At 64.6% G+C, this 22,098-nt stretch carries 23 protein-coding genes; 8 read left to right on the top strand and 15 right to left on the bottom strand.

The features are described 5' to 3' along the window. Positions 1-14: 14 nt before the first annotated feature. The 14 genes from ABIA90_RS05055 to ABIA90_RS04990 form a co-directional block, all read right to left on the bottom strand. Complete coding sequence (locus ABIA90_RS05055) at positions 15-317, bottom strand: nucleoside triphosphate pyrophosphohydrolase family protein (protein WP_014495972.1); 303 nt, start codon at positions 315-317, stop codon at positions 15-17. A gap of 26 nt (positions 318-343) precedes the next feature. After that, entirely contained in the window at positions 344-871 is a 528-nt protein-coding gene (locus ABIA90_RS05050; RefSeq protein ID WP_028157706.1) for a carboxymuconolactone decarboxylase family protein, read from the bottom strand. A gap of 497 nt (positions 872-1,368) precedes the next feature. After that, a complete protein-coding gene (locus ABIA90_RS05045; RefSeq protein ID WP_354117485.1) occupies positions 1,369-1,728 on the bottom strand; it encodes a Zn-ribbon domain-containing OB-fold protein in 360 nt (119 codons plus the stop codon). Continuing rightward, positions 1,725-2,861 (bottom strand): thiolase family protein, encoded by a 1,137-nt coding sequence (locus ABIA90_RS05040; RefSeq protein WP_354117484.1) that lies wholly within the window; start codon positions 2,859-2,861, stop codon positions 1,725-1,727. The genes ABIA90_RS05045 and ABIA90_RS05040 overlap by 4 nt, the downstream gene beginning before the upstream one ends. Then, positions 2,858-4,072, bottom strand: a complete 1,215-nt coding sequence (locus tag ABIA90_RS05035) for a CaiB/BaiF CoA transferase family protein (protein WP_354117483.1) — start codon at positions 4,070-4,072, stop codon at positions 2,858-2,860. Before ABIA90_RS05035 ends, ABIA90_RS05040 begins: the two co-directional genes overlap by 4 nt. A 119-nt stretch (positions 4,073-4,191) precedes the next feature. Further along, on the bottom strand, positions 4,192-4,398 hold the full coding sequence (locus ABIA90_RS05030) for a hypothetical protein (RefSeq protein ID WP_014495977.1): 207 nt from the start codon (positions 4,396-4,398) through the stop codon (positions 4,192-4,194). Between the two features lie 123 nt (positions 4,399-4,521). After that, positions 4,522-5,691: an acetyl-CoA acetyltransferase gene (locus tag ABIA90_RS05025; protein ID WP_063983845.1), complete on the bottom strand. Its 1,170-nt coding sequence runs from the start codon at positions 5,689-5,691 to the stop codon at positions 4,522-4,524. A 57-nt stretch (positions 5,692-5,748) separates the two neighbouring features. Next, complete coding sequence (eda, locus tag ABIA90_RS05020; RefSeq protein WP_354117482.1) at positions 5,749-6,399, bottom strand: bifunctional 4-hydroxy-2-oxoglutarate aldolase/2-dehydro-3-deoxy-phosphogluconate aldolase; 651 nt, start codon at positions 6,397-6,399, stop codon at positions 5,749-5,751. Positions 6,400-6,412: 13 nt separating this feature from the next. Then, positions 6,413-7,399 carry a sugar kinase gene (locus tag ABIA90_RS05015; RefSeq protein WP_167767987.1) on the bottom strand — a complete coding sequence of 329 codons (987 nt, stop codon included), beginning with the start codon at positions 7,397-7,399 and terminating at the stop codon, positions 6,413-6,415. A 29-nt stretch (positions 7,400-7,428) separates the two neighbouring features. Beyond that, positions 7,429-8,415: a D-erythronate dehydrogenase gene (gene denD / locus ABIA90_RS05010; protein WP_208086257.1), complete on the bottom strand. Its 987-nt coding sequence runs from the start codon at positions 8,413-8,415 to the stop codon at positions 7,429-7,431. Positions 8,416-8,494: 79 nt separating this feature from the next. Then, positions 8,495-9,370, bottom strand: a complete 876-nt coding sequence (locus ABIA90_RS05005; protein WP_014495982.1) for a carbohydrate ABC transporter permease — start codon at positions 9,368-9,370, stop codon at positions 8,495-8,497. Between the two features lie 2 nt (positions 9,371-9,372). Beyond that, a complete protein-coding gene (locus ABIA90_RS05000) occupies positions 9,373-10,320 on the bottom strand; it encodes a carbohydrate ABC transporter permease (RefSeq protein WP_063983847.1) in 948 nt (315 codons plus the stop codon). Positions 10,321-10,387: 67 nt separating this feature from the next. After that, a complete protein-coding gene (locus ABIA90_RS04995) occupies positions 10,388-11,701 on the bottom strand; it encodes an ABC transporter substrate-binding protein (protein ID WP_063983848.1) in 1,314 nt (437 codons plus the stop codon). Positions 11,702-11,772: 71 nt separating this feature from the next. Next, positions 11,773-12,834 carry an ABC transporter ATP-binding protein gene (locus ABIA90_RS04990; RefSeq protein WP_063983849.1) on the bottom strand — a complete coding sequence of 354 codons (1,062 nt, stop codon included), beginning with the start codon at positions 12,832-12,834 and terminating at the stop codon, positions 11,773-11,775. Positions 12,835-13,035: 201 nt separating this feature from the next. Between ABIA90_RS04990 and gntR the strand changes: the two genes are divergently transcribed. From gntR to ABIA90_RS04960, 6 genes are all read left to right on the top strand, one after another. Beyond that, positions 13,036-14,136 carry an HTH-type transcriptional regulator GntR gene (gene gntR, locus ABIA90_RS04985; RefSeq protein WP_166095128.1) on the top strand — a complete coding sequence of 367 codons (1,101 nt, stop codon included), beginning with the start codon at positions 13,036-13,038 and terminating at the stop codon, positions 14,134-14,136. Positions 14,137-14,258: 122 nt separating this feature from the next. Then, complete coding sequence (locus tag ABIA90_RS04980) at positions 14,259-16,088, top strand: IlvD/Edd family dehydratase (protein WP_354117481.1); 1,830 nt, start codon at positions 14,259-14,261, stop codon at positions 16,086-16,088. 164 nt (positions 16,089-16,252) lie between these two features. Further along, complete coding sequence (locus ABIA90_RS04975) at positions 16,253-16,984, top strand: SDR family oxidoreductase (RefSeq protein ID WP_014495988.1); 732 nt, start codon at positions 16,253-16,255, stop codon at positions 16,982-16,984. Positions 16,985-17,104: 120 nt separating this feature from the next. Then, on the top strand, positions 17,105-17,851 hold the full coding sequence (locus ABIA90_RS04970; protein WP_014495989.1) for an SDR family NAD(P)-dependent oxidoreductase: 747 nt from the start codon (positions 17,105-17,107) through the stop codon (positions 17,849-17,851). Positions 17,852-17,881: 30 nt separating this feature from the next. Then, positions 17,882-19,054, top strand: coding sequence for a serine hydrolase domain-containing protein (locus ABIA90_RS04965; protein ID WP_354117480.1), 1,173 nt, complete (start codon positions 17,882-17,884; stop codon positions 19,052-19,054). A 3-nt stretch (positions 19,055-19,057) separates the two neighbouring features. Then, complete coding sequence (locus tag ABIA90_RS04960; protein ID WP_354117479.1) at positions 19,058-19,450, top strand: GFA family protein; 393 nt, start codon at positions 19,058-19,060, stop codon at positions 19,448-19,450. A gap of 2 nt (positions 19,451-19,452) precedes the next feature. On the opposite strand, the gene ABIA90_RS04955 is transcribed toward ABIA90_RS04960, so the two are convergent. After that, a complete protein-coding gene (locus ABIA90_RS04955; RefSeq protein ID WP_354117478.1) occupies positions 19,453-20,364 on the bottom strand; it encodes a DMT family transporter in 912 nt (303 codons plus the stop codon). Between the two features lie 90 nt (positions 20,365-20,454). On the opposite strand from ABIA90_RS04955, the gene ABIA90_RS04950 reads away from it, so the two are divergent. Then, the gene (locus ABIA90_RS04950; protein WP_354117477.1) at positions 20,455-21,321 is read left to right on the top strand and encodes a LysR family transcriptional regulator; all 867 of its coding nucleotides are present in this window, start codon (positions 20,455-20,457) and stop codon (positions 21,319-21,321) included. A 71-nt stretch (positions 21,322-21,392) separates the two neighbouring features. Next, positions 21,393-22,073, top strand: coding sequence for a site-2 protease family protein (locus ABIA90_RS04945; RefSeq protein ID WP_354117476.1), 681 nt, complete (start codon positions 21,393-21,395; stop codon positions 22,071-22,073). Positions 22,074-22,098 lie beyond the last annotated feature (25 nt).

Genomic DNA, 22,098 nt, shown 5'->3' with positions numbered 1-22,098 from the left:
CGCGCTGATCCGGGTCAGCGGCTCGCGGCTTCGCTCAGCCGTCGCTTGATCTTGGCAGCGCTCGCCTTGAGCAATTCGGACGGCTGCTGGCCGGTCGCGGCGCACAGGCACGCCCAGTAGTAGATGACGTCGCCGAGCTCATCGACGAGGCCCGCCTTGTCGAGCCAGTCATCGCGCAGCAGCTTCTTGATGTGGTCAGCGACCTCCCCGGATTCGCCGGCGAGGCCGAGCCCGAGATAGGACAGCCGCTCGTTGGACGGATGCTCATCGACTTTCGCAATGCTCGCGGCCCAGACCGCGTATTCATCGATCGTCATCGGCAAACCTCGCCATAGTTTTTGGATCAGCCCACCACTTCCGTGACGGGCTGGAGGTCGATTTCAAAAGTCTCCAGAAATTTCGAGGTCATGATGTAGAAGCCGACCGAAAGCTGGAGCTCGACCAGCGCGGCCGGTGTCAGCTTCGATGCGATCGCCTTGAACGTCGCATCCGTCGGCTTCTTCAGCTTCACGATCTCGTCGGTGAAGGCGAGTGCGGCGCGCTGCACCTCGTTGAAGCAGGTCGCAGCCTGCCAATTCTCCAGCGCTTCGTTCTGCTCGTCGGTGACGCCGACATTCTTGCCGATGCGCTTGTGCGCGACGATCTCATACGGCGCCTCGCACAAAATGCCGGTGCGGGTGATCGCGAGCTCGCGCACGATGGGATCGAGCTCGCCCTTGTGGCGGATGGCTCCGCCGAGCCGGCAGTACTGCTCAAAATAGCTCGGCGAGTGCGCCATCATGCGGAAGATGTTGGCGTTGCGGTTCTTGTCGAGAATTTCGCGGGTGCGGTCGGACGCCTTGATCGGGTCGCTGTAGTTGATACGGGCCATGATTTACCTGAAGATTTCCTTGAAGATTTCCTTGGGCCTTTGATGCTTTTTGTCGTTAGCGGCGAGAGTTCCACGAAACTGTATTCTGGCGCGACCGCAACAGCAACATCATCGAGTCAAAATGCCGCCGCATTGCTGATCGACCTTGGCACAGTCGATATTCGCCGTGTGGGGACAAATCACGGTGAATACTCGCAAGGGGTGTTCCGAGTAAAAACAATTGACCGTCGGGTGCGCAGTGCGCGCAACGATGAGTCACGCCCAAGTCTAGGGAGAATAGGCATGAAGGAAGCCACCAAGGGGGCGGCCTCGGGAGCGCTCGCGCATATGCTGGCGGTGACGGCGATGCTCGTCATCGCCAGCATCTTGTTCTACGGGCGTTAGCAAAAGAGTTGCGTAGAGTGTTTTCGTCATTCCGGGGTGGCTCTCGCACAAGCCAGGCCCAGAATCCCGTTCCAGGCTCGGTCCCTTGGACCGCCCCCGAATGACGAATCCTACTATTTCCTTTTGCTGAAAAACGGCACGAGCTTGCCGGCGAACGTCGGGAAGCTCGCGGTGACCTCATCGCCGATAGCTAGATTCGTCTCGCCGTGCGCCATCATGCGAAATCCCTCGGCGCAATCGACCAGCAGGATGTTGTAGGGCACGTGCGCACGGGTCTCGGGCGTGGCGGCGCGGCAGACCAGCGAGGTCGCATAGACCCTGCCCTTGCCGCTGGCGCGTGCATCGCGCGGATCGGGCGCGCCGCAAGCCGCGCAGAAAGCGCGATGGAAATACTGCACATGGCCGCATGCGCCGCAGCTCTGAAAGGTGATGGCCTGCTCGCCCTTGGTCCAGTCCGCGATTCGTTCGCTCATCGCACGCGCTCCAGAAACATGCTCACATGGGACGACAGCACGCCGCCGTCGCCGTGCAGCAGCGCGATCGAGGCATCGCGCACCTGGCGGTGAGCCGCCCGCCCCGTCATCTGCAAATGCGCCTCGACCAGATGCGCCATCGCGCCGCCGACGCCGCAATGGCCATAGCTGAGCAGGCCGCCATGGGTGTTGAGCGGCATCGCGCCGTCGCGGCTGAAATGGCCTGATCGCACGCGCGCAGCCGCCTCGCCGCGGCCGGCAAGGCCAAGGTCTTCCAGCAGCATGGCGAGCGTGATCGTAAAGCTGTCGTAGATCGCGGCGTAGCGCACGTCGGAGATCGCAAGGCCGGTGGCCTCCTTGGCGCGGGCGATTGAGATTTCAGCACCGAGTTCGCTGAGCGCGGGCGCGGCCGTCACGTGCTGATGGGTATGCGCCTGGGCGCAGCCGCGGATGCGCACGCCGGCCTCGCCGGTCCGCTCACGGCTGATGACGAAGGCCGCGCCGCCGTCGGACACCGGGCAGCAGTCCAGCAGCTTGAGCGGCATTGCCACCGGCTTGGACGCCATGACATCGGCGACCGTGATGGGATCGTGGAATTGCGCGCCGGGATGGGTGCAGGCATGCGCGCGCATCAGCACCGCGAATTCAGCGAGGTCTTCTTCCGTCACCCCGTATTCGTGCATGTAGCGGGTGGCGACCAGGCCGTAATAGGCGGGAATGGTCGGGCCGAGCGGCACCTCGTAGTCGGGATGACCGACCTGCGCCAGCGCCTGGATCGAAGCGTCGCGGCTCTGCCCGGTGAGCCGGTTCTCGCCGGCGACGACGAGGACGTTGCGCGCGACGCCCGCCTCGACGAGGTGATGTGCCAGCATCGTCATCGCAAGACCAGTGGCGCCGCCGACCTGCACGGCATGCGCATAAGACGGGCGAATGCCAAAATGCTCGGCGAAGACGGTCGCCAGCATGATGTGCGGCGAGACGGTGGAGTAGCCGCAGAGGATGCCGTCGATCTCGGCACGCTTGAGGCCGGCGGCGTCGAGCGCGGCTTGCGCGGCCCGGCTCATCAGGTCGAGCGAGGATGAGCCCTCGTGCTTGCCGTAAGGTGTGAGGCCGACGCCGGTGATGAAGCTCATGGTGCCCCTCCCTGCTCCGGCGGTGAGCGCGTGACACCGTCGTGCACCATGGCGGCGATCTCGTCCGGGGAGTAGCCGACCTCGCGCAGAATCTCCGCGCCGTGCTCGTTGAGCCGCGGCGCGAGTCGCACCGGCTCCGCCTCGGTCTCCGACCATGTCGCCGTCGCCTTCATGCTGCGGATCGGGCCTTCGGTCGGATGGTTCACGACCGGGAAGAAGCCGGTGGCTTCCAGATGCTCATCGTGCAGGATGGACGCGAGGTCGTGCATCGGCATCACGGGCACGTCGGCCTTGGTCAGCAAATCGATCCACTCGGCCGTGGTGCGCGTCTCGAAGATGCGCGCGAGCTCGGCATAGACGACGTCGATATTGGCGGCACGGCCGGCGAAGGTCGCGAATTTGGGGTCGGCGCGCAGATCGTCGCGGCTCGTTGCCTTGAAGAAATTGTCCCACTGCTTGTCGTTGTAGACGATGACGCTGAGATAGCCGTCCGAGGTCTTGTAGGGCCGGCGGTCGCGCGAGAGGTGGCGGGCATAGCCACCCTTGTCGAGCGGCGGCTCGTAGGTGAGCCCGCCCATGTGGTCGCCCATGACGAAGCCGGCCATGGTCTCGAACATCGGGATGTCGACGCGCTGGCCGCGGCCGGTGCGATCCCGATGCACGAGGCTGGCACAGATCGCGCCGACCGCAGTGAGACCGACGATGCGGTCGACCAGCGCGTTGGGCACATAGCGCGGCACGCCATCACCCGTCTGCGCCATCAAGGCGGGGAGCGCGGTCGCGCCCTGGATCAAATCGTCATAGGCGGGTTTTGCCGCGTAGGGCCCGTCCTGGCCGAAGCCGAACACGCCGGCGTAGACGAGACGCGGGTTGATTGCGGAGACGACGTCGTAGCCGAGCTGAAGCCGCGCCATCGCCTGCGGGCGGACATTGTAGACGAGAACGTCGGCGTCCTTCAGCAGCCGCAGGACGGCCTCTCGGCCGGCGGGCTTCTTCAGATCGAGACAGATCGAGCGCTTGCTGCGGTTGGTGTTGAGGAACACCGGGCCCATGCCGGCATGGCGCATCGGACCGATCAGGCGGGTGACGTCGCCGTCGAGCGATTCCACCTTGATCACGTCGGCACCGTAATCGCCGAGCATCTGGGTCGCATAGGGACCCATCAGCACGGTGGTCATATCCACGACCTTGATGCCCTTCAGCGGCCCCATCCGTTCGCTCCCGATTGCGCGGGCTCAACCTGGCCCTGCGATTTCGGTCCAGCTAAGGGCAGCGACGCCGCACGCGCAAGGGCGGCCGGGGTATGGCCGCATGCGCGGTGCCGCGGCCGCTATTTCTTCTGGCGGGATTCGCGGATCTTGATGAGGCGGTCGAGCTCATCGTTCTGCTGGTTGATCCGGTCGGCGATGCGCGACTCGTTCTGCTCGCCGGAGGCGGCAGCGGCCTGCTCGATGAGCTGCCGGATATTGTCCTCGAGGATCGCGATGCGATCGTTGAGTGCGTCTATCGACAGCGAGTCTTCGTAATCATTGCCCATGATGCATTCCCTGCCAATCAATGAAGAGCCGCAGGATGGGCAAAGCGTAGCGTGCCCACCATGATCTAGCGCAACAAAAAGGTGGGCACGGCGCAAACGCGCCTTTGCCCACCCTACGAGAACTTACTTCAACGGCTCCAGCACGGAGACGTAGTTGGCAACCGCCGCGCCGCCCATGTTGAAGATGCCGCCGAGCTTGGCGTTCTTGAGCTGCATGCCCTCGGGCGCCTGGCCGGCAAGCTGCATCGCGGTCATCACGTGCATGGAGACGCCGGTGGCACCGATCGGGTGGCCCTTGGCCTTCAGGCCGCCGGACGGATTGACCGGCAGCTTGCCGTCCTTGAGGGTCCAGCCTTCCTTGATGGCGCGGGCACCCTGCCCCTTCGGCGTCAGGCCCATCGCTTCGTACTCGATCAGCTCGGCGACGGTGAAACAGTCATGGGTCTCGACGAAGGAGAGATCGGTGAGCGCAACGCCCGCCTTCTCCAGCGCGCGCTGCCAGGCGACCGTGCAGCCCTCGAACTGGAGGATGTCGCGCTTGGACATCGGCAAAAAGTCCTGGGCGTGCGCGGTGGCGCGGAAGCCGATCGACTTGCTCATGCCCTTGGCGGTCTCGGCGTCGGCCAGCACCAACGCCGCGGCGCCGTCGGAGACCAGCGAGCAGTCGGTACGCTTCAGGGGACCCGCGACGTAGGGGTTCTTCTCGCTCTCGGCGCGGCAGAACTCGAAGCCAAAGTCCTTGCGCATCTGGGCGAAGGGGTTGGCGACGCCGTTCTTGTGGTTCTTGGCCGCGATCAGCGCCAGCGCATCGGACTGGTCGCCGTATTTCTGGAAATAGGAGCTGGCGATCTTGCCGAACACGCCGGCGAAGCCGCCGACGGTGTCGCCGTCTTCCGGCAGATAGGACGCCTTGAGCAGGTTCTTGCCGATCTCCGGACCCGGGGTGCGGGTCATCTGCTCGACGCCGACGACGAGCACGATCCTGGCCGCGCCTGCGTCGATCGCACGCAGGCCCTGATGGACCGCGGCGGAGCCGGTGGCGCAGGCGTTCTCGACGCGGGTCGTCGGCTTGAAGCGCAGCTTCGGGTCGGCCTGGAGCACCAGCGAGGCGGTAAAATCCTGCGGCGAGAAGCCGGCGTTGAAATGGCCGAGCACGATCTCGTCGACGTCGGACGCGGAAATGCCGGCATCGGCCATCGCCTCATTGGCCACGCGGGTGACGAGGCTTTCGACGGTCTCGGTGTCGAACTTGCCGAACGGCGTATGCGCCCATCCGACGATGCTGGCGGTCATGGTCATCTCCCTGGGGTCTCTTACTGACCTAAGTCTTAGCCCACCAACCGCAAGACTTCACGTGGCTTTCAGGGCCTTGAGGGTGCGCTGGCAGATGGCAGTTATGCCGGCCCAGTTCCCGGCCTTGATCTCCGCCGACGGGCATATCCAGGAACCGCCGACCGCGACCACGTTGGGCTCGGCAAGCCAGGTCGCCGCATTGGCCTCGCCCACACCGCCGGTCGGGCAGAACCGCACATTCGGGAATGGCCCGCCCAGCGCGCGCAGGCCCTTGATGCCGCCGGCCTGCTCGGCCGGGAAGAATTTTGCGACGTCGAGGCCGTAGGACAGCGCCAGCATTAGTTCGGAGGCGGTGGCGATGCCTGGGGCGAACGGCAAGGAGCTATCGGCGGCGACCTTCAGCAGATCGGGGGTCAGGCCCGGGCTGATGCCGAAGGCGACGCCCAACTTCTCGACACGGACGAAATCGGCCGGCTTGAGGATCGTGCCGATGCCGACGACCGCCTCGGGCACCTCGGCCATCATCGCCCTCGCCGCCTCGATCGCAACGGGGGTGCGCATGGTCACCTCCAGCGTGCGGACGCCGCCAGCCACCAGCGCTTTCGCCAGCGGCACGGCATCCTGGATCCGCTCGATGGTGAGGACAGGAATGACGGTCGCGGCCTTGAACAGCGCGACGAGGTGGTTCTGTTGGGCAGTCGTGGTCATCTTGGCTTTCGTTTCACTTGGTCGCTTGACGCGTGGTCGCTGGCCGGTGCCGCTTCTTCGGCGGCATGGCATAGCCCGGAATGATGGCGCCGGCATAGCAGATCACGAGGCTGGCGAGGCGGTGCCCGGCCTGGGCTGCCTCGACCGGATCGGAGCCGCCGAGCCGGGCCGCGATATAGGCCGCGGCAAAGCTGTCGCCCGCCGCTGTGGTGTCAACGACCGGCTTGGTCATGGGCTCGGCGCGGACCTCGCTGGTGCCGCCGGGAAAGCGCAGCAGGCTGACGGGCTCGGCGAGACGGAACACCAGCTCGGGGCTCGGGATGCGTGCCATCAACTGCTCGTGGCTTTCGCCGGGATAGAGCGCGAGCAGATCCTCGGTCGAGGTCAGCACGATGTCGGCGGTCGCAAACGCCGTGGCAAAGACCTCGCGGGCGACGTCGCGGTCCGGCCATCCCCGCGCGCGGAAATTGGTGTCGAACACGAAGCGGGTGCCGAGCAGGCGCGCGCGCTTGATCGCCGCGAACAGGCGCTCGCGCCCGGCCGCATCGTAGATCGAGAGCGTGATCGCGGAGAGATAGACGATGTCGTAGCTCATCAGCGAGTTGAGCAGCTCATCCGTCTCCGGCAGGCTCATCAATTGGCGCGCCGCCGCACTGTCGCGCCAGTGGAAGAACTGCCGCTCGCCCTTCGCATCCGTCTGGATCATGTAGAGGCCGGGCAGCTTGCCCGGCAGCCGGGAGACGCGGCGGGTCCCGACGCCCTCCGCATTCCAGGCCGCGATCATCTCGTCGCTCAGGGCATCGTCGCCAAGCGCGGTGAGATAGTCGACCTTGACCTCGAGCCGCGCCAGATACACCGCCGTATTGAGGGTGTCGCCACCGAAGCCGCGCGAATACAGGCCGCCGCCCTGGCCATGCCCGCTGGACTGTCCAGCGGACTGTCCACCCTGGGCCTGCCGGAGCTCGACCATGCATTCACCGATGCAAGCAACGCTCGCCATCGTCATATCCACGCTGTTCATCGGTTGGATCAGGCGACGAAGTTGCCGCCGAGCTCGTCTTCGATGTGAATGCGGATGATGTCGTCAAAAGTCTTTTCTTCGGTGGTGAAGCCGAGCTCGCGCGCCCGCTTCGCCTCGAAATTGCGCGGCCAGCCGCCGACGATGCCGACGATGAACGGATCCAGCTCGTGCTTGATGCGTGCGGCGACCTTGTCGCCCGCAACACGACGGAGGGCTGCGATCTGCTCACCGACGGTGGCCGAGAAGCCGGGCATGGTCAGGTTGCGGCGCGGACCGACCTTGGCGAGGTCCATGGTGCCGGCATGGAGCAGGAAGCCGACGGCGGAACGCGGCGTGGCGTGCCAGTGGCGGACGTCCTCGGAGACCGGGAGGATCGCTTCCTTGCCGGCCAGCGGCTCGCGCAGGATGTTGGAGAAGAAGCCCGATGCCGCCTTGTTGGGCAGGCCGGGCCGGATGCAGATGGTCGGCAGACGGATGCCGATGCCATCGAGGAAGCCGCGGCGCGAATAGTCGGCGAGCAGCAATTCGCCGATCGCCTTCTGGGTGCCGTAGCTGAGCAGCGGGGTGTGGAAGAATTCGTCGCCGATCGCGTCCGGGAACGGGGCGCCGAACACCGCGATTGACGAGGTGAAGACCACGCGCGGCTTGTAGCCGCCGCCGACGAGCCTGACGGCATCGAGCAGCATCCGCGTGCCGTCGAGATTGATGCGGTAGCCCTTGTCGAAATCGAGCTCGGCTTCGCCGGAGACGATCGCGGCGAGATGGAAGATCACGTCGGGTCGGCCGGCGATCAGCTTTTCGGCGGCGCCCGGCACGGCGAAATCGCCTGACACGGTCTCGACGGGGAAACCGGCCTTTTCCGGCTTCTTGGGCTCGACCACGTCGTGCATGGTCAGCTTGGTGATGTCGCTCTTGCCGAGCCGGCCGTCGCGCAACAGCCGTTCACACAATTTACGGCCGACCATGCCGGCGGCGCCCAGAACCAGAATGTGCAAGAGCCTACTCCTTCTTATTGGCCGGAGCGCGCCGCTCCTGACACGTTCTCCTGGCACGCTCTCAAGGCAGGCCCCGCGATCATTCCTTCACGGCGCCGGTCATCGCCGACACATAGTACTCCACGAAGAAGGAATAAAGGATAACTACGGGGACCGAGCCGATCAGGGCCGCCGCCATCAGAGCGCCCCAATGGTAGACGTCGCCGCTGACGAGCTCGGTGATGGCGCCGACGGGAATCGTCTTGTTCTCCGACGAGGAGATGAAGGTCAGCGCGTAGATAAACTCGTTCCAGGACAACGTGAAGGCGAAAATGCCGGCCGAGATCACCCCCGGGAGCGACAGCGGCAGCGTGATCTTGACCAGGATCTGGAGCCGCGTCGCCCCGTCGATCAGGGCGCATTCCTCCAGCTCGTAGGGAATGGTGCGGAAATAGCCCATCAGGAGCCAGGTGCAGAACGGGATCAGGAAGGTCGGATAGGTCAGGATCAGCGCCAGATTGCCATCGAACAGGCCGAGCTGGAACACGATCGCCGCCAGCGGAATGAACAGGATCGAGGGCGGCACGAGATAGCCGAGGAAGATCGCAAGGCCGACATAGCGCGAGCCCTTGTAGCGGAGACGTTCGATCGCGTAGGCGGCGCAGACGCTGGCGAACAGCGAGATGAAGGTGGAGGACACCGAGACGATCACGGTGTTCCACATCCAGAGCGGATAGTCGGTTTCGACCAACAGCTTCTTGATGTGCTCAATGGTCGGATTCACGATCCAGAACGGATTGTACTTCTCGTAATCGTACATCTCCGCGTCCGGCTTGAACGTCGCGACCGCCATCCAATAGAACGGGAACAGCAGGAAGAAGATGATCAGGCCGAGCGGAAAGTACACCCGCAAGAACTTCCGGGGGAAGCTCTCGAGATAATCCATTCCGACGCTTTGGTCGTCTGCGGTGCTCATGGTCAGTCCCTCCCGCCCTGCTGCCAGCGGGAGCGCTGAAGCCCGAAGAAGCTGAGCAGGATCGCGGCGACCAGGAACGGGATCATCGCGTTCGAGATCGCTGCGCCCTCCCCGAGATTGCCGCCGGTGATGGCGCGCTGGAACGAAAGCGTCGCCATCAGATGCGTGGCATTGATCGGCCCGCCCCGCGTGATGGTGTAGATCAGCTGGAAGTCGGTGAACGTCATCAGCACCGAGAACGTCATCACAACCGCGATGATCGGCGACAGCATCGGCAGCGTGATGTGGCGGAAGCGCTGCATGTTGGTGGCGCCATCGAGATTGGCGGCCTCGTAGAGCGAGGGCGAAATCGTCTGCAATCCCGCCAGCAGCGTGATCGCCACAAAGGGCACGCCGCGCCAGATATTGGCGGCGACGACCGACAAGCGCGCGTTCCAGGGATCGCCGAGGAAGTCGATGTAGCGCGTGATCAGGCCGGCCTTGATCAGCACCCAGGAGATGATCGAGAACTGGCTGTCATAGATCCACCAGAACGCGATCGCGGACAGCACCGTCGGCACCACGAAAGGCAGCAGCACGATGGCACGGATCATCGACTTGAACGGCAGCCGCTCGTTGAGCAGCAGCGCGAGGTAAAGGCCGATGGCGAATTTCACGATGCTCGCGGTGAACGTATAGAAGATGGTGTTGAAGACCGAGAGCCAGAACACCGAATCCTTGGAGAGCGAGACGAAGTTCGCAAAGCCGATATAGCGCCCGGCCCCGCCGATCTTGGTGTCGGTCATGCCGAGCCAGAAGCCCAGCGCCAGCGGATAAGCCAGAAACAGGATGAGGATCGCGATCGCCGGCACCATGAACATCGCGCCGAGCCAATTCCGGCTCTCGAATGCTCTGGTCCAGAGGCTGGCGCGCTTGACCTGCGCGACAGCGGACTCGGCCATGACTGCCATGTCGGATTCCCCTCGGGAGAAAAGTCACGGCGTCCGGCGAACCGGACGCCGCGCGGATTGGCGTTGATCAGACCTGGTAGTAGCGCTTGGCGCGCTCGGCGGCGCGCGCCGCCGCCTGCTTCGGCGTCGCCGAGCCGGAGGCTGCTTCCGCGAACATGTCGACGACGACGAAGTCGCCCATCACCGCGGCGGAGGCATAGCCGAGATCGCCGGCAAAGCCGTTGTCGCGGCAGCGCTTCAGGCAGTCGCGATACGGGGTGATCTTCGGATCCGACGTCCACACCGGGTTGTCGTTGTAGGCCGGCAGCGGCGGCGACACGTAGCCGTTGGAAGCGACCTCCCAGGCGTCGTAGTTCTCCTTGTCCATCATGAACTTGATGAATTCCTTGACCGCCTTGGGATACTTCGAGTGCTTGTAGCCGTAGTAGACCAGCACGTTCTGCTGCTCGGTCGACACGCCCACGGGGCCGATCGGCATCGGCGCGTGGTTCATGTCCTTGGCGATCTCCTGCTGCTTCGCATCGGTGGAGTTCTTGCCGACGGTCCAGATCGAGATGCCGTTCAGCGTCAGGCTGAGTTCGCCGTTCAGGAACGCCTTGTTGTTGTTCGAGTCATTCCACGACAGCACGCCCGGGATGAAGGTCTCGTAGAGCTGCTTGACGTATTCGAGCGCGGCGACCGTCTCCGGGGAGTCGATCACGACCTCGTTCTTGTCGTTGACGACCTTGCCGCCGAACGCCCAGAGCGCCCACTGGCACCAGCCATTGGCATCGCCCGTGGCATGGCCGAGCGCGAAGCCGGCCGGCGTGTTGTTCTTCTTCAACGCCTGGCAGAGCTTGAGGAAGCCGGCGGTGTCCTTGGGGAATTCCTCGAAGCCCGCAGCCTTCACGTGGCTGATGCGGTAGTTCAGGCAGCCGCCGGTCGCGCCCTGCGGAATGGCGATCCAGCTGTTGCCCTTCTTGCCGTAACGTTCGGCAACCGGATACCAGCCGCCATACTGCGCGCCGAGATAGTCGGCGACATCAGTCATATCGATCAGCTTTTCCGGGAATTTGTGGGGATCGTCGAGCGTGCCGATGATGAGGTCGGGGCCGGCGCCGACATTGGCGGCCACCGCGGCCTTGGGGCGGATGTCTTCCCAGCTCTCGGCCTCGAGCTTGATCTTGACGCCGGTCTTCTCGGAGAACTTCTTGGTCTGCTCGGCAAACTTGTCGAACTCGGCCTGGATGAACTGCTTCCAGCGCAAGACGCGGATGGACGCGTTCGGTTCGGGCGTGTTGGTCCACTCCGCGGCGCGCACCGGCACGATGCCCGGGCCGGCCAGCAGCGCTGCGCCGCCCAGGCCGGCCTTAAGCACACTTCGCCTGTCGAAATTGCTCATCGTTCTCTCCCTGAATTTTATATTTGTATTGGGTCGTTCTTGAACAGTCGTTGGGCAATCCTTCGGCGCGGCTACATGCGTTTGCCCGTCGCCTCGTCGAACAGATGAACCAGTGACGGGTCAGGCTTCAGCTTGACCTTGTCGCCCGGATTGAACTGGTGACGCTCGCGGAACACCGCGACGACCTGCTCGCCACCCACCTTCGCGAACACCTGCGTCTCCGAGCCGGTCGGCTCGACCACGATGATCTCGGCATCGGCGCCGTCGTCCGCGATGGTGAAATGCTCGGGTCGCACACCGTAGACGACAGGACGACCGTCGGACGCCGCCGGCGCGTTCTTGAGCGGCAGCTTGACGCCGTTCGGCCCCTCGAAGGTCGCAACGCCGTTGACGCGCACATGGCCTTTCAGGAAGTTCATGGCCGGCGAGCCGATGAAGCCGGCGACGAACTGGTTGTCGGGCTTGTCGTAGAGCTCCAACGGGGTGCCCATCTGCTCGACGATGCCGTCGTGCATGACGACGATCTTGTCGGCCATGGTCATGGCCTCGATCTGGTCGTGGGTGACGTAGACGGTCGTGGTCTTCAGCCGCTGGTGCAGCTCCTTGATCTCGGTGCGCATGGCGACGCGCAGCTTGGCGTCGAGGTTCGACAAGGGCTCGTCGAACAGGAACACCTGCGGATCGCGCACGATGGCGCGGCCCATCGCGACGCGCTGGCGCTGGCCGCCGGAGAGCTGGCGCGGATAGCGCTCGAGCAGCGGCGACAGCGCGAGAATTTCGGCAGCGCGCTTGACACGCTTGTTGATCTCGTCGGAGCTCGCGTTCCGCAGCTTCAGCGAGAAGCCCATGTTCTCGCCGACGGTCATGTGCGGATAGAGCGCGTAGTTCTGGAACACCATCGCAATATCCCGCTCCTTGGGCTGGATATTGTTGACGACGCGGTCGCCGATCGAGATCGTGCCGGAGGTGATGTTCTCGAGGCCTGCAAGCATGCGCAGAAGCGTCGACTTGCCGCAGCCGGAAGGGCCAACCAGGACGACGAACTGGCCGTCCTCGATCGGAATCGAAACGCCGTGCAGGACTTCAAAATTGCCGAACGATTTCCGCACGTCGCGGATTTGCACAGACGACATCTAGCTCCCTCCTCGAAAGTCCACGACGCCTCACGCGCCGCGACCGTCTTGTTTTTCAGACTTCACCGAACGAAGCCCGATCTTAGCGAGCGACATTGTCGGCAGTTTGTGCGGTTTTGGCAATTTGTCTTTGGTTAGTCGTTGCTGGTAGCGCTGTCAACGTTCCTTTGTTTGCCGGACCGACTGTGATAAGAGCAGCTAATGGGTCGAAAACGCACCAAGTCAGGTAAAATCCGGCTGGCGGAAGTTGCCGAGCTTGCCGGCGTCAGCCCGATCACGGCGTCCCGGTTCTTCCGCAATCCGGAGGCCCTGTCGGTCGCCAAGCGGACGCGGGTCGAGAGCGCGGCCAACGAGCTCGGCTATGTGCCGAACCTGGCGGCGCGGGCGCTGGCCTCGCAGCGCACCGAAGTGATCGGCGTCTTGATCCCGTCACTGACCAACAACGTGTTTTCCGACGTGCTGCGCGGCATCTATGACGCCTCCGAAGGCAGCCGGTACTCGATCCAGTTGTCCAACACACGCTACAGTATTCTCCAGGAGGAGAAGCTGCTGCGCCTGTTTCTCGCGCAGAAGCCGGCCGGACTGATCGTCACCGGCATCGACCAGACCGCGGAATCGCGCGCGATGCTGGAGGCCGCCGACTGCCCGATCGTGCAGATCATGGAGATCGGGCCCAATCCGGTCGACATGATGATCGGCTTTTCGCACTATGATGCGGCCCGCGCGGCGATCGCCCACCTGTTCGCGCAAGGCCATCGCAAGATCGGCTTCGTCGGCGCGCGCATGGATCCGCGGGTGCAGCGGCGGCTGGACGGATATGTCTCGGCCATGAAGGACGCCGCGCTGTTCGAACAGCGCCTCGTCGTCACGACGGCGACACCGACCTCGGTGACGCTCGGCGGCACCCTGTTCACCGATCTGCTGGCGCGCGAGCCCGATATCGACTCGGTGTTCTGCGCCAATGACGACCTCGCGCTCGGCGTGCTGTTCGAATGCCGGCGCCGGGAGATCGCGGTCCCCGAGCAGATCGCGATCGTCGGATTCAACGACCTGGAATTCATGGCCTCCGCAGTGCCCACCCTCACCAGCGTGCGCACCAACCGCTACGAGATGGGCAACACGGCCGCCACCATGCTGATCGAAGCGATCGACGGACGGCGCCCCGAGCAGCCGGTGCTCGATCTCGGCTTCAAGGTGATTGAGCGGCAAAGCTCGTCGTCGCGGCGTTCGGACGACAGGCCTGCCGCATCAGGCGCGGGCGCCGCGAACAAAATGATAGCGTTACCAAGTGGCCAAGACTAGTATCGCGCTTGTGAGGGAATGACCCGCCAACGGGCCTTTGAACCATGGATCGCGCCGTTGGGCATCGCACCAGCCGAAGCTGAGCTCCCGACGCCAGTGCGTTTGCATTGCAGGAGAAACCAATGACAAAAAAACCAACCAATGGGCATGCGCCCGCCAGCAACGGCGCTCGCCGCCACCTCCGCTCGCAGGAATGGTTCAACAATCCGCATAATCCGGGCATGACCGCGCTCTATATGGAGCGCTACCTGAATTACGGCCTCACCCGGGCCGAGCTTCAGTCCGGCAAGCCGATCATCGGCATCGCCCAGACCGGCAATGACCTGTCCCCTTGCAACCGCCACCATATCGAGCTGGCGCACCGCGTCCGCGAGGGCATCCGCGAGGCCGGCGGCATTGCGATGGAATTCCCGACCCATCCGATCCAGGAGACCGGCAAGCGCCCGACCGCGGCGCTCGACCGCAACCTCGCCTATCTCGGCCTCGTCGAGATCCTCTACGGCTATCCGCTCGACGGGGTGGTGCTGACCACCGGCTGCGACAAGACCACGCCCGCCTGCATGATGGCGGCGGCGACCGTGAACCTGCCCGCGATCGTGCTGTCGGGCGGCCCGATGCTGAACGGCTGGCATGCCGGCGAGCGCACCGGCTCCGGCACCATCGTCTGGAAGTCGCGCGAACGGCTCGCCGCCGGCGAGATCGACTATGAGGAATTCATGGAGATCGTGGCGTCCTCGGCGCCGTCGGTCGGCCATTGCAACACCATGGGCACCGCCTCGACCATGAACGGGCTTGCCGAAGCGCTCGGCTTCTCGCTGCCGGGCTGCGCGGCGATCCCCGCCCCCTATCGCGAGCGCGGCCAGATCGCCTACGAGACCGGCAAGCGCGCCGTCGAGATGGTCTGGGAAGACCTCAAGCCGTCGGACATCCTGACCCGCAAGGCGTTCGAGAACTGCATCGTGATCAACTCGGCGATCGGCGGTTCGACCAACGCGCCGATCCACGTCAACGCGCTGGCGCGCCACATCGGCGTCGAGCTGTCGATCGACGACTGGCAGAAATTCGGCCACGACGTGCCGCTGCTGGTCAACATGCAGCCGGCCGGCTTCTATCTCGGCGAGGAATTCCACCGCGCCGGCGGCGTGCCGGCCGTGGTGCGCGAGCTGATGAAGCACAAGCGCATCCACGAGGACGCGGTCACGGTGAACGGCCGCGGCATCGGCGAGAACTGCGCCAATGCGCCCGCGCCCGACAATGACGTGATCCGGGCCTACGACAAGCCACTGGTGAAGGACGCCGGCTTCCTGGTGCTGAAGGGCAATCTGTTCGATTCCGCGATCATGAAGACCAGCGTGATCTCCAAGGAGTTCCGCGACCGCTATCTCAGCAACCCGAAGGATCTCAACGCCTTCGAAGGCCGCGCCATCGTGTTCGAGGGCCCGGAGGATTATCACGAGCGGATCGACGATCCTTCACTCGACATCGACGAGAATTGCATGCTGTTCGTCCGCGGCACCGGCCCGATCGGCTACCCCGGTGGCGCCGAGGTCGTGAACATGCAGCCGCCGGCTGCGCTGATCAAACGCGGCATTCTCGCCCTGCCCTGCATCGGCGACGGCCGCCAGTCCGGCACCTCGGGCTCGCCGTCGATCCTGAACGCCTCGCCGGAAGCTGCCGCCAATGGCGGGCTCGCGATCCTCAAGACCGGCGACAAGGTACGCATCGACCTCAACAAGGGCAGCGCCAATATTCTCATTTCGGACGACGAGGTGAAGAAGCGCCACGCCGAGCTGATGGCCAATGGCGGCTTCAAGCATCCGGCGAACCAGACGCCGTGGCAGGAGATCTACCGCAACACGGTGGGCCAGCAATCGACCGGCGCCTGCATGGAGCTCGCCACACGCTACCAGAACGTCGCCGGCACGTTTGGTGTCGCCAGAGACAACCACTAACAGCCACGTCGTCATTGCGAGCGAAGCGAAGCAATCCAGAGATATCTCCAAGGAGACAGTCTGGATTGCTTCGTCGCAACAGTGCAAAATTGCTGCGCAATTTTGTCACGAGCTCCTCGCAATGACGAGCCGATAGACAAATTCAAGCCAAGGAGAAAAACAACATGGCAGACCGCCTCAAGGGAAAGCGCGCCGTCGTCACGGCTGCAGCGGCAGGCATCGGGCGCGCATGCGCCATCGCGTTCGCGCGTGAAGGCGCAACCGTCATCGCCACCGACATCAACGAGGCCGGCATCGCGGGCCTGACCAAGGAAGGCATCGCCGAGGTCGCAAAGCTCGACGTCCGCAACACCGCAGACGTCAACGCCTTCGCCAAGCGCGTCGGCAAGGTCGACATCCTGCTCAACGCGGCGGGCTTCGTGCATCACGGCACCATCCTGGAGTGCTCGGAAGAGGATTTTGACTTCTCGTTCGACCTCAACGTCAAGTCGATGCACCGGACCATCCGGGCGTTCCTGCCCGAGATGCTGGCGGGCGGCGGCGGCAGCATCGTCAACATCTCGTCCTGCGCGGCGCTGCGGCCACCGGCCAACCGCTACGTCTACAGCGCGTCGAAGGCCGCGGTGTCGCTGCTGACGCGCGCGGTCGCGCTCGACTTCATCACCAAGGGCATCCGCTGCAACAGCATCTGCCCCGGCACCGTCGAGACGCCCTCGATGCTCGACCGCGCCGCCGCGCAGGGACCGCAGGGCAAGGAGATGTTCGTCTCCCGCCAGAAGATGGGCCGGCTCGGCACCGCCGACGAAATCGCATCCATGGCGGTCTATCTCGGCAGCGACGAAAGCGCATTCACCACCGGCGTCGACCTTGTCGTCGACGGCGGCTACATGCTCTGATCGCTCCTCATCCCGAGGAGGCGCGCCAGCGCCCTCTCGAGGGATGGGCCACGGGCTTATGGTTCGAGGCGCGCGCAAGTGCGCGCTCCTCACCATGAGGGATAGACAAGGGAGTACTCGATGAACAAGATCGATCTCAACGGCCGCATTGCCGTCGTCACCGGCGGCGCGCAGGGCTTTGGCCGTGCCATCACCCGGCGTTTCATCGACTCCGGCGCCAAGGTCGCGATCTGGGATTTTGACTCGGCTCTCGCCGAGAAGACCGCGAATGAAGTCGGCGGCGAGACAAAAGTCTTCAAGGTCGACGTCACCGACCCCGCCGCCGTCGAGCAGGCGCGCGATGCGACGCTTGCCGCCTTCGGCAAGATCGACATCCTCGTCAACAATGCCGGCATCGCCGGCGTCAACAAGCCGGTCTGGGAGACCGATCTCGAGGAGTGGCGCAAGGTCCTGCGCATCAATCTCGACGGCCCTTTCATCGTCTGCAAGGCGATCGTGCCGACGATGCTCAAGCAGAAATACGGGCGGATCGTGAACATCGCCTCGATCGCCGGCAAGGAAGGCAATCCCAACGCCTCGCATTACTCGGCCTCCAAGGCCGGACTGATCGCGCTGACGAAATCGCTCGGCAAGGAATTGGCGGCACATGACATCCTCGTGAACGCGGTGACGCCGGCCGCGGCGAAGACCGCGATCTTCGACCAGATGACGCAGCAGCATATCGACTTCATGCTGTCGAAAATCCCCAAGGCGCGCTTCGTGCTGGTGGAAGAGCTCGCCGCGATGGTGAGCTGGCTCGCATCCCAAGATTGTGCCTTCTCCACCGGCGCGGTGTTTGATATTTCCGGCGGACGGGCGACCTACTGAGACAGTGGCCGCCCCTGGAAGGGGCGGACCATGCGGCTTGGACGTCGGGATTTTGGGCGTCGGGATTTCGTGAAGCTCGCGGCGGGCGCAGGCGCGCTGCCGCTGCTGTCGCGCGTTGCGCCTGCGCAACTGGCGCCCAGCCCGCCGAGCATCCGCCCGCCCTCGCCGGCCGAACGCGGCGCCATGGCGCGGCTCGCGCGCAGCTTCATGGACAAATACGACGTGCCGGCGCTGTCCTTTGCGATCGGCTATGCCGGCACTGTTGTCCACGAGGACGCCTTCGGTCTTGCCGATCGCGAGCGGAACGAGGCCGTGACGCCGCGGCATCTGTTCCGGATCGCCAGCGTCAGCAAGATGCTCACCTCGGTCACGATCTTCCGCCTGATCGAGGAGAACCGCTTCAAGCTCACGGATCGCGTGTTCGGCCCCGGTGCGCTGCTCGGTACCGATTACGGGTCACCGCCCTACTCTGCCGGCATCGACCAGATCACGCTCGAGCATCTGCTGACGCACGCTGCCGGCGGCTGGAGCAACGACAACCGCGATCCCATGTTCACGCATCCGCGGATGGATCATGCCGAGCTGATCGCCTGGACGCTCGCCAACCGGCCGCTGGACCGGCCGCCGGGCCAGCACTACGCCTATTCCAATTTCGGCTATTGCGTGCTCGGCCGCGTGATCGAGAAGCTCACCGGCCAGGCCTATGCCGAGCATGTCCGCACCGAGGTGCTGACACGCTGCGGCGTCACCGACATGACCATCGCCGGTAATACCCGCGAGCAGTGCCAGGCCGGCGAAGTCGCCTATTACGGTCAGGGCGAAAGTCCGTATGAGATGAAGGTGAGGCGGATGGATTCCCATGGCGGCTGGATCGCGACGCCGGCGGATCTCGTCCAGTTCCTGATGCATGTCGACGGCTACACGAGACCGGCGAACATCCTGCGGCCGCGCACCATAGAGGTCATGACCACCGCGCCCAGTTACAGCCCGAACTACGCCAAGGGCTTCTGTGTCAACAAATTCGACAATTGGTGGCACAATGGCAGCCTGCCGGGCACGAGCACGATTGCCGTGCGCACCCATGGCGGCTTCTGCTGGGCCGCCTTCACCAACACCAGACGCGGGAATTCCAACATGGATGGCGATCTCGACAACCTCAACTGGAGCATGGCGCGCCAGGTCGGCGAATGGCGGGTGGCCTGAGCCATGATCCGGGAAGGTGGATGCCTGTGCGGCGCGGTGCGGTTCAAGGCGGAGGGTGAGCCGCTCAACGTCCGCATCTGCCATTGCCGCCTGTGCCAGAAGGCGATGGGCTCGCCCTATTTTGCTCGCGCGCAATTCGACCAGCGCGCGCTGACCGTCGAGGGCGACATTGAGCGCTATGCCTCGTCAGAGAACATCGACCGCGTCTTCTGCAAGCGCTGCGGCACGCGCCTGTTCTCCTGGCGGCGCAACGGCACGCTGGCGGGCGTCTCGCTCACGACCTTCGACGATCGCAACGCCTTAGCGCCGACCGAGCACATCTGGGTCTCGGAGAAGGTCGCATGGCTGAAGCTCGACGACGGCCTGACGCAATATCAGGGCACCATCCCGGCGTGACGTCAGGCTTGCCCTGACGCAGGCACTCTCGCCGCCTGAGCGCGCCGTCCCGTCGTCGTCGCGATCCAGATCCCGGCAAACACCGCGACGATGCCGGCCGCCAGATTCCAGCGCAGCGGCTCGTTCAGCAGCCAGGCGCCGACCAGGGAGGCCGTGATCGGGTTGACCGTCACCGAGATCGCGACGCGCGTCGGCGTGGTCCGCTCAAGCGCGAAGGCCCAGAGATAGAAGGTCAGCGCTGCGCCGAAGGCGCCGAGATAGAAAGCCGCCATCCATTGCGGCGCACCGAAGCCGGCGACCGGCGCAAAACTGCCGCGGATATAAGAGAGCAGGATGAGGCAGGCCGCACCGGCCGCCATGCTCATCGTGGTGAAGGCGATCGGGCTGGAGCGCCGGATCAGCGGCTTCGACCAGATGCCGTACAGCGCCATGCACAGCGCGGCCGCCATCATCAGGAGATCGCCGCGCCATGCGCCGGATGGTGCCGAGGTGAGGTCGGAGAGCAGCGCGACGGCAACGCCAAACGTCGCGATCACGACACCGATCGATTTGCGCCAGCTCAGGGCCTCGGCGCCGAGCGCGGCGCCGATCACGAGCGACAACAGCGGAAGTGTCGACAAGGCGAGCGCGCCGCGCGCGGCGGTCGTGAAGATCAGCGACGCGTTGAACAGGATCGGAAACAGGGCAAAGAACAGGATGCCGAGCCCGGTCGCGGCGGCCCAGTCCCCTCGCCCCGGCCAGCGGTCACCGCGGAGCAGCGTCAGGGGTAACAGCAGCAGGAAGCCGATGCCGAACCGGAACGAGCCGATCGCGAGCGGATCGAGGCTGCCCACCAGATAGCGCGTGGCACCGATCGAGGTGCCGCCGAGCCCGCTCGACAGCACCGCAGCCAGAACGCCGGAGATTTCGCCCACACGCCCTCCCTTGACGAGCCCTCAACGCAGCATACGAGGCGCGCCGAAACAGGGAATAGAGTTTCCGTCATGCTGGGATAAGTTTTCGTCATGACCACGCCTGTTCTCGACCCCGATCTGCTGAAGGCATTTCTCGCCGTCGCCGAGCATCGCTCGTTCACGCGCGCAGCCCAATTGCTCAACCGGACCCAGTCGGCGGTCAGCGTCCAGATCAGGCGCCTGGAAGAGCGGATCGGCACCAAGCTGTTTCAGCGCACCAGGGCCGGCGTCGCGCTGACCGCGGCGGGCGATGAGCTCCTCGTTTATGCGAGGCGGCTTCTCGACCTCAATGCAGAGGCGATCGATGTGCTCCGCGCACGCAAGCGCGACGCCGTGGTCCGCCTCGGCGTGATGGACGATTACGGCACGATCGTCATTCCGCCCTTGCTGGCGCGCTTTGCCCAAAACCATCCGGAGATCCGGGTCGAGATCGAGACCGGCCTGACCGCGACCATGCCGGCCCGGCTCGGCGAGGCCTATGACCTCGTCATCGCCATGCATCCGGAAGGACGCGGCGATGGCGAACTGCTCCGACGCGAGCAGGCGGTCTGGGCTGCGGCCAGGACGTATCGAGCCGAAGCACAGGACACGCTGCCCGTCGCGCTCTACCCGCCGGGCTGCCTGTTCCGGCAATGGGCCGCGGAGGCCCTCGATGCCGCAGGCCGGCCCTGGCGCCTTGCCTTCGTCAGTCGCACCCTTGCGGCGGTGGAAGCGATCGCGGCGGAGGGCCTTGCGATCACGGTTGTGAAGGCCGGCACCCTGCCGCCTCGCCTGCGCGCCCTGTCGAACGGCCTGCCGCCGCTGCCGGCTGCCGACATCCGCCTGCACCGCGCGCGCAACCTGTCGCAGCCGGCGGCGCTGCTGGCGGATCATTTACGGCTTGGGATTTCGGAACCCGCGTCCCATATCCTGACCTGACGCGTTGCCCCATCACCGGATCGGCCGGGTTGGCTGCAAGGCCACGAGGCACAAACCGGGACGGACCAGCCGTGAACATTTCCCTCTATGAGCTTTCTGTATGGGTGCTACCGCTGCTGCTCGCCATCACCTTCCACGAGGCCGCGCACGCTTTCGTCGCGTACCGTCTCGGTGACAACACGGCCTGGCAGCTCGGCCGCGTCAGCTTCAACCCTATCAAGCATATCGATCCGTTCGGCACCCTGATCCTGCCGGCGATGCTGCTGTTCGCGCACTCGCCGTTCCTATTCGGCTATGCCAAGCCGGTTCCCGTCAATTTCCGCAAGCTCAACCATCCCAGGCTCGACATGGTCTGGGTGGCCCTTGCCGGGCCCGCCACCAACATCCTGCTGGCGCTCGCGGCGGCTCTTGCCCTCCATGCCGTGCCCTTTGCACCGGCAGGCTCGGCCCAGTGGATTTTCGACAACCTCAAGAACGCGCTGGTCATCAACGCGGTGCTGGCGGTGTTCAACATGATGCCGATCCCGCCGCTCGACGGCGGGCGCGTCGCGGTCGGGCTGTTGCCTCGGGCCCTCGCCATGCCGCTGGCCCGGCTCGAGCCATTCGGGATGCTGATCCTGATTGGTCTTCTGATCCTGCTGCCGCTCGCGGGCTCGCAGTTCGGTCTAAATCTTGATGTTATTTCAGGAATACTGCGAACGTTGACCGGTTATGTGATTCAGGCTGTTCTCTTCCTGACCGGCAACGCGTAGTTCAACAGAACACCCGAACATAAGC

The sequence above is a fragment of the Bradyrhizobium sp. LA6.8 genome, assembly GCF_040547935.1.
Taxonomy (GTDB): domain Bacteria; phylum Pseudomonadota; class Alphaproteobacteria; order Rhizobiales; family Xanthobacteraceae; genus Bradyrhizobium; species Bradyrhizobium barranii.
Note: the sequence above shows the minus strand (reverse complement) of the source record. Positions and strands in the feature narration are given on the sequence as shown.